This is a genomic window from Xanthomonas sp. JL1 (assembly GCF_038405005.1).
Genome location: NZ_JBBYGR010000014.1, coordinates 1 through 12,583 on the forward strand (window position 1 = coordinate 1; position 12,583 = coordinate 12,583).

The window sequence follows — 12,583 nt, forward strand, 5'->3', positions numbered from 1 at the left end:
TGGCGTCAAGGTCGGCATTGCGGTGAGTGCGCGCAAGGGCTTGATCGTGGGCGCGCGCAGTTTTCCCGGCAATCCCTACGACGGCGATACGTTGGCCGAGCAACTGGAACAGGCGCGCGGGCTGCTGCAGGATGTGGATGTGATCCCGCAGGTGGCGATTGTGGATCTGGGGTATCGCGGGCGCGACGTGGAGGGTGTGCAGATCCTGCATCGGGGCAAAGCCAAGACGCTGACACGACGGCAATGGCGCTGGATCAAACGACGGCAAGCAGTTGAGCCGGTGATCGGACATCTGAAACAGGACTGCCGCTTGAATCGCTGCCATCTCAAAGGCGCCCAAGGCGATGCACTGCACGTGCTCGGCTGCGCCGCTGGCGACAACCTGCGGTGGCTGCTGCGCTGGATCGCCTTTTTGCGTGCCTGGTTGCAGGTGGTGCGGGCGCGTTCCTCAACGCGCTCAAGCATCATGTGGCCGGCAAACATGGCATTTGGTGTTTGAGAGGGTTTTTCAGGGGCGACTTATTAGCCGCTCTCAGCCGCTTCCAGCCCAAATCCCGCGCCTTGCGCCAGGGTGTCGAAGCCCGGAAACGACGTCGCCACGTTGGCCACATCGTTGACCCGCACGCTGCCGCTAGACAGTTGGCCGGCAATAGCGAATGCCATCGCAATGCGGTGGTCGCCATGGCTTTCGATCACGCCGCTGCCGATGCTGCCGCCGTGGATGGTGGCACCATCCGGCGTTTCGTCGACCTGCACGCCAAGCGTGCGCAGGCCGGTAGCCATGGCTGCCAGGCGATCAGATTCCTTGACCCGCAATTCGGCAGCGCCGGTGACCACGGTCTGCCCGCTCGCCGCGGTCGCAGCCACGAACAAGGCAGGAAACTCATCGATCATGTCCGGCACCAGCGCTTCGGGAATCTGCGCGCCGCGCAACGGCGCGTAACGCACGCGTAGATCGGCGACCGGCTCGCCGCCATGTTCGGCATGATTCTCTTCGCTGATATCCGCCCCCATCAGGCGCAACGCGGCCAGCAGCCCGGTGCGACGCGGGTTCAAGCCAACCGCCCGCAGCACGACCTCCGAGTCGGGAACGATGCTGGCGGCCACGATAAAGAACGCTGCCGACGAAAAATCCGCAGGGACCGCGATATCGGTCGCGCGCAGACGCTGCCCGCCGCGCAAACGTGCGCTACCCGGCGAAAAATCGATGTCCACGCCGAACGCCGACAACATGCGTTCGCTGTAATCGCGGGTGGGATGCGGCTCGGTTACCGATGTCTCACCTTGCGCATAGAGACCCGCCAGCAGCACCGCAGACTTGACCTGCGCACTGGCAACCGGCGAGACGAAGTCGATGCCATGCAACGCCTGCCCACCGTGCACGCGCAATGGCGGGGTACCGTCGTCCTGCGTGTCGATCCGTGCGCCCATCTGCGCCAGCGGACCGGTCACGCGCCGCATTGGCCGCTTGGACAACGACTCGTCGCCCACCAGCACGCTGTCGAAGCGCTGCGCGGCCAGCAAGCCGGCCAACAGGCGCATGCCGGTGCCGGCATTCCCGCAATCCAGCGCTCCGGTCGGCGGCTGCAGTCCATCCACTCCCACGCCGTGCACGATGCGCTGCGACGCCGACGGCGTCTCGATGCGCACACCGAGCTTGGCGAAGATGGCCGCAGTGGAGCGCGTGTCTTCGCCTTCGAGAAAGCCGTCGATCTGCGAAACGCCGTCGGCAAGCGCGGCGAACATCACCGCGCGGTGCGAGACCGATTTGTCGCCCGGAATGGCCAGGCTGCCCTGCAATGCGGTGCCGCGTCGGGCGATCCAATGGTGCGTGTTGCTACTCATGCATGTGATCCGATGGCGGCGACATCGCCAACGCTGGCGATGCGCTTTGAAGAAGGTTGCGGCGCTGCCATCATCAAGATGGCGGCGCGCCAGCGGTGACTGTCGTATCGAGCGTCGATGCCTAGGGAATGGCCACCGGATACGACCCTAGCACCTTGATCTGTGCCGCATGCGCTTTCAGTTCGGCCAGCGCCTGCTTCATCGCATCGTCTTCGACATGGCCGACCAGATCGATGAAGAAGCCGTACTCCCACTTGTCCTGATGCGAGGGCCGCGACTCGATGCGGTTCATGCTGATGCCGTGGCGCGCGAACGGGCTGAGCACGTCGAACAACGCGCCCGGCTTGTCGTGAATAAATACCAGCACCGAGGTGCGGTCGTGCCCGGAGGAGGGGAAGATCTGCCGCCCGATCACCAAAAAGCGCGTGGTGTTGTCGTCGTCGTCCTCAATCGACTTCATGATGACTTTCTTCAAGCCATACACATGCGCGGCGCTTTCGCCGCCGATGGCTGCCGCATCTTCTGCATTGCGTGCGCGGCGTGCGCCTTCGGCATTGCTGGAAACGGCGATCTTCTCCACATTGGGCAGGTGCGAACGCAGCCAGCCGGCGGTCTGTGCGAACGATTGCGAATGCGCGTAGATGCGTTCGATGTCTTCCAGCCGGCCGTTGCGCGAGAGCAGATACTGATGCACGCGCAGCTCGACTTCGCCGCAGATTTTCAGGTTGGAGGTCAGGAACATGTCCAGGGTGACCTGGATGGTGCCCTGCCCGGAATTTTCCACAGGCACCACGCCGAAGTCGGCATTCCCGGCTTCCACTTCCTGAAACACTTCTTCGATGGTGGCCATCGGCAACCCCACCGCCGAGCGGCCGAAATGCTTGAGCACCGCCTGCTGGCTGAAGGTGCCTTCCGGGCCGAGGTAACCGATCTTCAGCGGCTCCTGCTGGGCTAGGCACGCGGACATGATTTCGCGGTAGACGTGCACCAGCACTTCGTCGCTGAGTGGGCCTTCATTGCGGTCCACTACCATGCGCAGCACCTGCGCCTCGCGCTCGGGGCGGTAGTAATCCACCGCCGCCGCAAGCTTGCCCTTGGCCTTGCCGACCTGATGCGCAAAGTTGGCGCGCTCGGCGATCAGCGCCTGGATGTTGCGGTCGATCTCGTCGATCTTGGCACGCACATCAGCCAGCACCGGCGCCGCTGTCTTGATCGCAGAGGTGTCGGCAGACGTCTTTGCCTGCTTACTGACTGAAGCGCCCGCGGATTTTCTCGCTGGCTTGCTTTTGCCGCCAGTGGCGGACGTGGGCCTGTTGGACTTGGGAGCCATCGCTGGGCATTCCTAAAATGGCGGCAGACGCCGCAGGTCAATGAAGATTCAGCCGTGGCGCTGCTGGAAGTCGTGCATGAAGTTCGCAAGCGCTTGCGCGCCAGCCAGCGGCATCGCGTTGTACAGCGAGGCGCGAATGCCGCCGACGGCCTTGTGGCCCTTCAACGCGAGCAGCCCGGCCGCCTTGGATTCGCTGACGAACAACGCATCCAGCTGCTCGTCCGGCAGAAAGAAAGGAATGTTCATGCGCGAACGCACCGCCGGCGTGATCAGGTTGCGATAGAAGCCGCCGGCGCCATCGATGGCGCCATACACCAGCGCGGCCTTCTCGGCATTGCGGCGCGCGAATTCCTGCACTCCGCCCTGCTCCAGCATCCACTTCACGGTGAGCCCGAGCAGATACCAGTTCCAGGTCGGCGGGGTGTTGAGCATCGAATCGCGCGCGACGTGCGAGGCGTAATTGAAGATGTCCGCGCGCGGTTGCCCGGCACGTTCCAGCAGATCGCGCCGCACGATCACCACCGAAATGCCGACCGGACCAAGATTCTTTTGTGCACCGGCGTAGATCAGGCCATAGCGCGAGATATCCAGCGGCTCGGAGGCGATCGACGAACTGAAGTCGGCAAACAACGGCAACGTGCCCACCTCTGGCGTATCGCGGAACTCAACGCCATGAATGGTTTCGTTGGCGGTGATGTGCACATAGGCCGAGTGCGGCGACAAGGTCCAGCTGGCCGCCGGCGGGATGTCGAGAAAGCCGCCGGTCTCGGCGTCGGCGGCGATACGCGCATCCACATAGGGGGACGCCTGCTTGATCGCGGTCTTGCCCCAATGCCCGGTGATGACGTAGTCGGCCGCCTGGCCGGGCGCCGCGAAGTTCAGCGGCAGCAGCGCCTGGATGGTGGTGGCGCCACCGGCGGTGAACATCACTGCGTAGTCGTCGGGAATCGACAACAAACTGCGCAGATCGGCTTCGGCGGCCGCCGCCACCGCCATGAAATCGGCGCTGCGGTGGCTGATTTCCACGATCGAGGCGCCAACGCCGTTCCACTCGACCATCTCCGCCTGCGCCTGCCGCAGGACCGATTCCGGCAATGTCGCAGGGCCGGCACTGAAATTGAACGCGCGTGTCATGGCACACCTTGTCGAGCTAGCCTCCTAGTATGCCGCAGCGCATCGGGCTTGGCAGCGGGCAAAGAAGTTGCAGCTGCATCCTTCTGACTGAGCCTGACGTAACGTAGGCGTGCATCAAAGCGAACTTTTTTCCGGTTCGTTACTCTCACGTTGCAGCCACCGCCGGAGCCTGCCATGTCGTTTCGCGATGCTTTCAAATTGCCGTCCAGCCAGATCACAGATGAGGCCGTTTATCGCGACCGTCGCCGGCTGCTGCAGGTAGTGGCGTTGACCCCGGCGCTGGGCGTGGCGGGGTGTGCCGAGGCCGATCCGCCGCCTCCGCCCAAGACCGTGGTGACGCCGGCGCAGGCGCGCAGTGGGTTTCGCACGGCTGAGGAGTTGACCCGGCTGGAAGACGTCACCAGCTACAACAACTTCTACGAGTTCGGTACCGACAAGACCGATCCGTCCAAGGCCGCCAAGACATTGAAGCTCTCGCCGTGGACGGTGAAGGTGAGCGGCGAGTGCGAGAAACCGGGCAGCCTGTCGCTGGACGAACTGCTCAAGGACATCACGCCGGAGGAACGCATTTATCGGCTGCGCTGCGTGGAAGGCTGGTCGATGGTGATCCCGTGGACGGGCGTGCCGTTGGCCGAGGTGCTCAAGCGCTTCGCGCCGACCTCCAAGGCCAAGTACGTCGCGTTCACCACGCTGGCCGACCCACAACAGATGCCCGGCGTGCGCTACCGCTCGATCAACTGGCCGTACCGTGAAGGCCTGCGCATCGACGAGGCGATGCACCCACTGACCCTGCTGGCCACCGGCCTGTACGGCAAGCCGCTACCGCAGCAGAACGGCGCGCCGTTGCGGCTGGTCGTGCCGTGGAAATATGGCTTCAAGAGCATCAAGTCGATCGTGGAAATCCGCTTCGTCGAAAAAATGCCCGAAACCGCCTGGCACGATCTGCAACCGTCCGAATACGGCTTCTTTTCCAACGTCAATCCGGCGGTGGACCACCCGCGCTGGAGTCAGAAGACCGAGCGCCGCATCGCCGGCACGGCCAGCAAACTGTTCGCCGAGCGTATCGCGACCAAACCCTTCAACGGGTACGCCGATCAGGTCGCTTCGTTGTACGCGGGCATGGATCTGAAAAAGTGGTTCTAGGCGATGGCTCGATCCATGCGAGCTTGCATCACTGCAAGAGCGCGCTGGCGCGCGACCGGGCGTTCTACGTAGCGCCTCATCGCGCGCCAGCGGGCTCCTACCAAGCATGATGTGTAATGGCAGCGCCAGCGTTCTGGGTTAGCGAGTTGCAGAGCCTGATCGCGCAGGACATGCCTGTCCGCAACGCATTGCCGGGTATCCACCGAGCCAGGCACCTGTATCACCGCTGCGAGGCTGATGTGCGTTACACGCAGCCACGCAACCATCTTCCGCAAAACCGCTTTCATTGACGAGATCGCATGGCCAAGACATCCACTTCCGTGATCGTTGCCAAGACGCTGGTGCATGCTGCCGCGCTGGCGCCGATCGCCCTGCTCGGCTGGCAGTTCTGGCAGGTATGGCAGAGCGGTAGCGACGCCCTGGGCGCCGACCCGGTGGCCGAGATCGAGCATCGCACCGGGCTGTGGGCGCTGCGTTTCCTGCTGATCACGCTGGCAATCACCCCATTGCGCCAACTGACCGGACAGGCCGTATTGATCCGCTTCCGCCGGATGCTGGGCCTGTACGCGTTCTTCTATGCCACCGTGCACCTGGCGGCTTATCTCACGTTGGACCTGCGCGGCTTCTGGACGCAGATTTTCGAAGAGATCCTTAAACGCCCCTACATCACGGTGGGATTTGCGGCATGGCTGCTGCTGATGCCGCTGGCGATTACCTCCACCCAGGGCTGGATGCGTCGGCTCAAGCGCAACTGGGGCCGCGTGCACATGCTGATCTACCCGATCGGCCTGCTGGCGGTGCTGCATTTCTGGTGGTTGGTGAAGTCCGACATCCGCGAGCCGGCGCTGTATGCCGGCATACTTGCGGTGTTACTGGGCTGGCGCGCCTGGAAAAAACTCAGCGCGCGCCGAACCAAAGCAAGGCGCTCAGCGCCGCCGCAAGCAACACCGCGCTGAGCAGCAGCCAGGGCCAACTGGCGACCTTCACCGGCACGCGCGTCAGCTCGGCAACGGCACGCGGCGGTGGCATCGGCTCTGTGTCGGGCAGATCCCAGGTGGTGCTGTGGTGGGTACGCGGTACTTCCACCACGAACCGGTGGCGCGCGTCGAACACGACCTGATCGCCGGCCTGCAGCCAGCCATCGCGCACCTGCACGCCATTGATCCAGCTGCCTTCTTCCGAACCCAGATCGCGGATCAGCACACGGTCGCCATGACGCTCCAACCGCGCGTGCTGCGCAGCAAACGCGGGGTCGTCGATAACGATATCGGCGGCGGCATCGCTGCCGACCAGACGCGAGCGATCCAGGGTGAAGCTACGCCCGTGATGACGACCGCCCACACCGCGCAGCAGCAGGCAGACTTCGCTCAAGCCGGCCGTGTCTTCCTGGATATCGTCGGACGGCGCAGTGGAGGGCGCACTGCGCAGCAGCATTTCCACCCCATCGGCATAGATCGCATCGCCCGGGCGTAGCAGCGCCATGCGACGTATCGGTCGGCCATTGACGTGGATGCCGCGGATGCCGTTGGCCACCTGCAGCCACAGGCCACGTTGGTCCAGGCAGAACTGCGCCAACAGCAACGCGCCCTGCGCATCGGCGACCACCCGCACGCTGCCGGAGGCATGACGGACGATCCGGTGGACGCCGGGCTTGAGGGGATGATCCGGCTGCTGCCGGTGGGTGAAATGAACTTGCAGGTCGCGCACCGGCTGCAGCCTAGCAGGTTTGTTCCCGCGCGCGGCCATCTCGGGTGATCGGGGCGTGCCGGGGCGCAGCCAAGCGCACGTCAGGAACGCGATGCAGCCTGGCCGAGCGCACGCAGCGCCGGCGCGCGGCATAAACCCGCATTCCTGACATCGTCAGCAACGTGGTCCACGGTCGCACTTGGAGCCCGGCCCGCGCATGCGCACAATGCGCCCTCACTTTTCGCACGACCCATCGCCCCCATGTCCAGCATCGATATCCGCCACGACCATTCCTTGACGCCGGCCCAGGCCCGCGCGGCTATCGATGCGGCGGCGCGCAAGCTGACCGATCGCTACGGCATCGCCTCGCACTGGGAAGGCGACACCTTGCGCATCGCGGGGTCCGGCGTGGACGGGGCGATCGCGCTGCTGCCGCAGCAAGTGCACGTCACCGCCGAGCTGGGCTTCTTGCTGTCGGCCATGCAGCCGATGGTGGAATCGGAAATTCGCCGCTTGCTGGCCGAAAAATTGGCCTGAACCACGCTTGGCGCTGCGCTGCTTCAGCGCCAAGTCACCTGCCCTGGCACTGGCGGGTAGATGCTGGCAACACGCCTGATCGGGCACCGCTTCACCTGCCCGATGCAGGGCCGGTACTAGGGTGAAGGTAACGTCACTTTGGCAACCTACAGGAGCATCGCATGACGACCGGATACGATCACAACGGTAACCGCGAAAACGCGGCCCAGGGCTTCCAGGCGCAGGCGGAACAGATCTCGCGACGGCTCGGCGAATCGGCTCAGACCGTGTGGCTGGCCGGACTGGGCGCGCTTGGCCGCGTGCAGAGCGAAGGCGGCAAGCTGTTCGACTCACTGGTGCGCGAAGGCGCCGCCTACGAACGCACCGGGCAGCGCAAGGCGGCCGAAAGCGTTGACGAATTGCGCGGAGAAGTCGAAACCCAGTTCGAACAAGCACGCGACACCGCCATGCGCGGCTGGGACAAGCTGGGCAAGGCCTTCGACGAGCGCGTCAAAGGCGTACTGCGCACGCTCAACATCCCTGAGCAGGAAGAGCTGGAAAACCTGCGACGCGAGGTCGAATCGCTCAAGGCCCAGGTGCGTGCCAACACAGCCGCCACCAAGCGTGCCAACCGCACCGCCAACCAGGCGGCGCAAGCAGCCGGCAGCGAGACGCCGGGTGCCAGCGGTGCAGGTGCGGGGGCGGCGACCTCGTCCGGCAACCCCGGTGCGTTCGACCCTGAATAAGCGACGGTAAAAGCAACCGCGCCACCGTCTGGTGGGGCGGTTCTACCGAGCCGGTGAAGGCAGGATGTCCGACGCGCGGGAGGTATTTCGAGCCGGGCACGGGCGCTGAGCGCGGGCTCGCTTGGAAAAACTACCCTGCCTGCACAGCGCCTTGTGGGCAGCCGGCGACCCTGGATAACGAAAGTCTTTAACGTCGTTGGCCCGAATCGTTGCGCCACGCGGCCATCGAGGCACCAGTGGGCGCAGTGGCGCTGGATCAGCGCGATGTGTGGCACTGTCCATATGCCAGTCGAATCCTCATACAGGCTTTTGGAATCAGTGCCTTAGCTCTCCAACGCCACGCCGCCGCCCAATATTGCAAAGCAACATGTTTTTTCAGAAAATCGGGAACGACCCGCCAGTCCTGCATTCCGAAGTCCGTTTGCTCCCCTCCCCTCACGGCTTCGGACTGGCGGGTCTTTCGCTATCTGGATCACGGCTCGCGATATCGCCGCCAGTGATCCATTGACGAATCTTTCGCGAAGGATTCTTCTAGACCAACGACGCGTTATACGCGCCATTGCTTGATGCTTATGCCTTCCTGGATTTTGGCGCCTTTGGCTGCACTGCTGCTCTGGCTGGCGGTGTGTGCTTATCTCTGGTTGGTGCGACGACGCGCAAGTGAAGTGCACGAAGGCGTACGTGCGTTGTCCACCATGCATTGGCGCGATTTTTCCGCCGTGGTATTGCGCGTTCTGCAGGATCAACGCGGATGGCAGCCGACCCAGTTGCCGCAGGACGGCCTGCCCAGCGCCGATTTCATGATGCAAACCGAGCATGGCACCCGCCTGGTGGCCTGCAAGCACAGGCGCGGTTATCGCATCGGCGTGGCGGCGGTGAACGAGCTGGGCGCGATGGCGCGGCTGGCTGGCGCCAACGGCGGCGTGATGGTCACCGAAAGCCGCATGGAGCGCGAAGGTCTCGCCGCCTCGGAAAAACAATCGATCGAGGTGCTGGACGGTGCGCGCCTATGGCCGCTGCTCAAACCGTATCTGCCCGGCGATGTGGAAGCCGGCGTGGTCGGTGCGGCCCGCCGCCGCGCGATCCAACAGAGCGTGATCGCCGGTGCCGCGCTGGCCACGCTGGCAGTCATGGCGGTACTCGAACTGCGCCCGCCAGCGCCGGCACCGGCCGCACCGCGCACTGCGGTGTCCTCGCCGGTTCCTGCAGCGGTGGCTTCAAATACGCCTTCCGCGACGACAGCGCAGCCGACACCGCCGCCTGCTGCCGTACCGACGCCGCTCGCGCCAGTCACACCGACCGCCGGCGCAGAACCGGATGCCGCCACCATGCAGGGCTATCAGCGCGAGGTGTCCAAAGCGTTGGCGCAGACGCCTGGCCTGATGCGCGGCATCTGGCTGACCAAGGAGACGCTGGTAGTGGATCGCACGGTGGAAGACAGCGCGGCATGGCCGCTGATCTGCCGAGAACTGGAACGCTATCCCTACCTGCGCACGGTGCGCGTGCAACTCAACCCACGCCCGGGAGTCGCGGAGCCGGTGCGCTGGCGTCAGTGCACTACGATTTGATCCTGGCGCGTTGCTTGCTGTCTTGGTGTCATGGCGCGCAGGCATGCGCAGCAATCGCAAGGGATGCATTGGCATGCAGCGATTCCCACCTCGCCGCTAATGGTTGGTAGCGACATGTGCGCTGCGACGACGCACCCGGCGCCTGCCGAGATCATCTCAGCGCATTCCCGGCGCAAACCGCGCCACCAGATCGTACGAGCCGCCGAGAAACATCTGGCGCACGTAGGTGACCGGCTGGTCGCCACGCCAGGTGTGACGGTCGATGACCAGGCAGGCCGCGCCATCGTCCGCCTGCAGCTGCCTGGCCTGCGCCGCGTCGGCGCTGATCGCGCTGATGCGGTGCTCGGCGCGCGTCCATGGCACGTTGCGCAACAGCCAGCTGCCCGGCGCCATCTCGGTGAACGGCTGCGCCAATGCCTCTGGAACCGTGGTGATATCGATCACCCGCTGTTCTAGCGCAAACGGTCGGCCGTCGGCCAGATGCACGCTCTGCAAAGCCAGCAGTTTGCCGGTGCTGCCCAACGCACGTTCCTGCGGCACGCGCTGACGGACGTTGCGCAGCTGCCGCGACAACAACGCGAAACGATAGACGTGGCCGCGCGTGGTCATTTCCACTTCGATATCCGGAATCGAAAGCGCCACCTGTTCCAGATACGGATGCTGACGCGCCACGAACGAGCCGGTGCGCCGACGGCGTTCGATCATGCCGGCATCGGCCAGCAAGCCGAGCACCTTGTTGACGGTCATGCGCGAACAGCCGTATTGCGCCATCAACTCGTGCTCGGGGGGCACGCGGTGCCCGGGCGGCCAGTCGCCGCTATGGATGCGTTGCTCCAGATCCTGGCGGATGCGCTGATGCAAGGTGCCAGGCGCGATGGGGGGGGGGCGGTCAAAGCTCGGGTCTCCGGGAAGAGCGGCTATCCAATCGGAAGGCCGCATCGTCGGGCGGGTGCGCGGTGTGCACGTTGCGGCATGCACCATGCACACCCTGCATTGATGAGGGCACTGCATGCAGCTGCCCGACGACGCTGCAGCGTTTTTAGCGGCTCCAGCGGGAGCATCGTGCGCGCATCCGCTGATAGCAGCTGAGAACACCAACGCGCGGGCCTGCCCGGTGCGGCGGCGGCTCGGAATCGGCAGTTACAAGGCCCATACCTCGATCCTTCTGCGCTATCGGTATCAATCTGACGTTGCTCGCTACATTTTGCTAGCCGATGTCATGTGTCCAGCAGGCTGCGCAGCACCGCAGCAAACCGCGTGGCAATACGCGCGCGATCGGCATGCCGCCCATCGCGCACCACCCAGCGCCCGCCGCGCCAGACATTGCGTACCGCCGAGCCACGCGCGGCGAACAGCCAGCTGTCTACCAAGGCGTCGTCGTTGCGCGCCAGCAGGGCCGGATGCGCTGCGTCCAACTCGACCAGATCAGCCGCGGCACCGGGACGGATGCCGGTGTGCGCAACGCCCAACGCCTGCGCGGCACCAATGCCGGCCTGATCGTAGAGCCAGCGTCCGCTGGATACTCCACCCTGCGCCACTACATTGCGCGCCTGCAGCGTCAGGCGCTGGCCGTATTCGAGCAGGCGCAGTTCTTCGGCTGCATCGATCAGCACATTCGAATCCGAGCCCACGCCGAAGCGTCCGCCCGCCGCGGCAAATGCCCGCATCGGGAACACGCCGTCGCCCAGATTCGCCTCGGTGATCGGGCACAGACCGACGACCGCGCCGCTGGCGACGATCGCCTGCAGTTCGTGCGCATCCACGTGCGTGGCGTGCACCAGACACCAGCGCGCATCCACCGGCGCGTTGGCCAGCAGCCACTGCACCGGACGCTGCCCGGACCAGGCCAGGCAGGCATCCACTTCACGTTGCTGTTCGGCGATATGGATGTGGATGGGGCCATCGGTGAGCGGCACCAACGCCGCCAATTGCGGCGGGGTGACCGCACGCAGGCTGTGCGGCGCCAGCCCAAGCACCGCATCCGGCAGCGCTTTCAGGCTGTGTCTGCAGTCGTCCAGCAGGCGTGCGAAACCATCGATGCCGTGAATCAGGCGGCGTTGCGCCGGGCTGGGAGCGGCACCGCCGAAATCCGAATGCGCATAGAACACCGGCAACAAGCTGAGACCGATGCCGGTGTTGGCGGCCGCGGCGGCGATGCGCTCGGACATTTCGCCGGCATGCGCGTACGGCGCACCGCTCACGGCGTGGTGCAGATAGTGGAATTCGCCGACGCGGGTGAAGCCGCTTTCGAGCATTTCCACATACGCTTGTTCGGCGATCGCCTGCAGGCTGTCCGGATCGAGCCGGTCGACGAAGCGGTACATCAGCTCGCGCCAGCTCCAGAAGCTGTCGCCGCTGCGTCCGCCGACTTCGGTCAACCCCGCCATGCCGCGCTGGAAGGCATGGCTGTGCAGATTGCCCAAGCCCGGCAACAGCACGTCGCAGCGCGTGTCGGTCAGGGCAGCAGTGGCACCGGCCTGCAACGAGGCGATGCGGCCCTGCTCTGCCGCGACCCGCACCCCGCTCGCCCAGCCGTCGGGCAACAACGCCCGGGCGGCCCAGAACACCTGCATCTGTTGGTCAGCCACTGGACACCCTCGATTGCCGAACTTATT

General features: G+C 64.9%; 12 protein-coding genes. 6 read left to right on the plus strand and 6 right to left on the minus strand.

All coding sequences use genetic code 11. The annotated features are described in order from the left end of the window. On the plus strand, positions 1 to 499 hold a 499-nt coding region (locus tag WJW29_RS03500; protein ID WP_146764546.1), incomplete at its 5' end, for a transposase. Between the two features lie 23 nt (positions 500 to 522). Here the strand turns inward: WJW29_RS03500 and aroA are convergent. The 3 genes from aroA to serC all read right to left on the minus strand — a co-directional run bounded on the left by aroA (position 523) and on the right by serC (position 4,309). Continuing rightward, positions 523 to 1,845: a 3-phosphoshikimate 1-carboxyvinyltransferase gene (aroA, locus tag WJW29_RS03505; RefSeq protein WP_011259050.1), complete on the minus strand. Its 1,323-nt coding sequence runs from the start codon at positions 1,843 to 1,845 to the stop codon at positions 523 to 525. A 121-nt stretch (positions 1,846 to 1,966) separates the two neighbouring features. After that, positions 1,967 to 3,175, minus strand: coding sequence for a prephenate dehydratase (pheA, locus tag WJW29_RS03510; protein WP_011259051.1), 1,209 nt, complete (start codon positions 3,173 to 3,175; stop codon positions 1,967 to 1,969). A 48-nt stretch (positions 3,176 to 3,223) separates the two neighbouring features. Then, positions 3,224 to 4,309: a phosphoserine transaminase gene (gene serC, locus WJW29_RS03515; RefSeq protein WP_011259052.1), complete on the minus strand. Its 1,086-nt coding sequence runs from the start codon at positions 4,307 to 4,309 to the stop codon at positions 3,224 to 3,226. Positions 4,310 to 4,483: 174 nt separating this feature from the next. Between serC and msrP the strand changes: the two genes are divergently transcribed. Both msrP and msrQ read left to right on the plus strand, forming a co-directional pair. Continuing rightward, the gene (msrP, locus tag WJW29_RS03520; protein ID WP_011408582.1) at positions 4,484 to 5,452 is read left to right on the plus strand and encodes a protein-methionine-sulfoxide reductase catalytic subunit MsrP; all 969 of its coding nucleotides are present in this window, start codon (positions 4,484 to 4,486) and stop codon (positions 5,450 to 5,452) included. 299 nt (positions 5,453 to 5,751) lie between these two features. After that, entirely contained in the window at positions 5,752 to 6,408 is a 657-nt protein-coding gene (msrQ, locus tag WJW29_RS03525) for a protein-methionine-sulfoxide reductase heme-binding subunit MsrQ (RefSeq protein WP_011408583.1), read from the plus strand. Here msrQ and WJW29_RS03530 read toward each other — a convergent pair. Continuing rightward, on the minus strand, positions 6,350 to 7,159 hold the full coding sequence (locus tag WJW29_RS03530; protein WP_012444823.1) for an FHA domain-containing protein: 810 nt from the start codon (positions 7,157 to 7,159) through the stop codon (positions 6,350 to 6,352). The two genes, msrQ and WJW29_RS03530, sit on opposite strands and share 59 nt — an antisense overlap. A 240-nt stretch (positions 7,160 to 7,399) precedes the next feature. On the opposite strand from WJW29_RS03530, the gene WJW29_RS03535 reads away from it, so the two are divergent. The 3 genes from WJW29_RS03535 to WJW29_RS03545 all read left to right on the plus strand — a co-directional run bounded on the left by WJW29_RS03535 (position 7,400) and on the right by WJW29_RS03545 (position 9,968). Next, positions 7,400 to 7,675 carry a polyhydroxyalkanoic acid system family protein gene (locus WJW29_RS03535; protein ID WP_011259055.1) on the plus strand — a complete coding sequence of 92 codons (276 nt, stop codon included), beginning with the start codon at positions 7,400 to 7,402 and terminating at the stop codon, positions 7,673 to 7,675. Between the two features lie 161 nt (positions 7,676 to 7,836). Then, positions 7,837 to 8,400, plus strand: a complete 564-nt coding sequence (locus WJW29_RS03540; RefSeq protein ID WP_011259056.1) for a phasin family protein — start codon at positions 7,837 to 7,839, stop codon at positions 8,398 to 8,400. A 566-nt stretch (positions 8,401 to 8,966) separates the two neighbouring features. Beyond that, on the plus strand, positions 8,967 to 9,968 hold the full coding sequence (locus WJW29_RS03545) for a restriction endonuclease (protein WP_027703736.1): 1,002 nt from the start codon (positions 8,967 to 8,969) through the stop codon (positions 9,966 to 9,968). A 156-nt stretch (positions 9,969 to 10,124) separates the two neighbouring features. Here WJW29_RS03545 and hutC read toward each other — a convergent pair whose 3' ends face one another. After that, positions 10,125 to 10,829, minus strand: coding sequence for a histidine utilization repressor (hutC, locus tag WJW29_RS03550; RefSeq protein WP_011259058.1), 705 nt, complete (start codon positions 10,827 to 10,829; stop codon positions 10,125 to 10,127). A 356-nt stretch (positions 10,830 to 11,185) separates the two neighbouring features. Continuing rightward, positions 11,186 to 12,556, minus strand: a complete 1,371-nt coding sequence (locus WJW29_RS03555; protein WP_041182138.1) for a formimidoylglutamate deiminase — start codon at positions 12,554 to 12,556, stop codon at positions 11,186 to 11,188. Between the last annotated feature and the right edge of the window lie 27 nt (positions 12,557 to 12,583).

What these genes read in the sequence shown, in the direction of transcription:
- aroA (WP_011259050.1), bottom strand. Translation starts at nt 1,845, where the DNA reads ATGAGTAGCAACACGCACCATTGGATCGCCCGACGCGGCACCGCATTG.
- pheA (WP_011259051.1), bottom strand. Translation starts at nt 3,175, where the DNA reads ATGGCTCCCAAGTCCAACAGGCCCACGTCCGCCACTGGCGGCAAAAGC.
- serC (WP_011259052.1), bottom strand. Translation starts at nt 4,309, where the DNA reads ATGACACGCGCGTTCAATTTCAGTGCCGGCCCTGCGACATTGCCGGAA.
- msrP (WP_011408582.1), top strand. Translation starts at nt 4,484, where the DNA reads ATGTCGTTTCGCGATGCTTTCAAATTGCCGTCCAGCCAGATCACAGAT.
- msrQ (WP_011408583.1), top strand. Translation starts at nt 5,752, where the DNA reads ATGGCCAAGACATCCACTTCCGTGATCGTTGCCAAGACGCTGGTGCAT.
- WJW29_RS03535 (WP_011259055.1), top strand. Translation starts at nt 7,400, where the DNA reads ATGTCCAGCATCGATATCCGCCACGACCATTCCTTGACGCCGGCCCAG.
- WJW29_RS03540 (WP_011259056.1), top strand. Translation starts at nt 7,837, where the DNA reads ATGACGACCGGATACGATCACAACGGTAACCGCGAAAACGCGGCCCAG.
- WJW29_RS03545 (WP_027703736.1), top strand. Translation starts at nt 8,967, where the DNA reads ATGCTTATGCCTTCCTGGATTTTGGCGCCTTTGGCTGCACTGCTGCTC.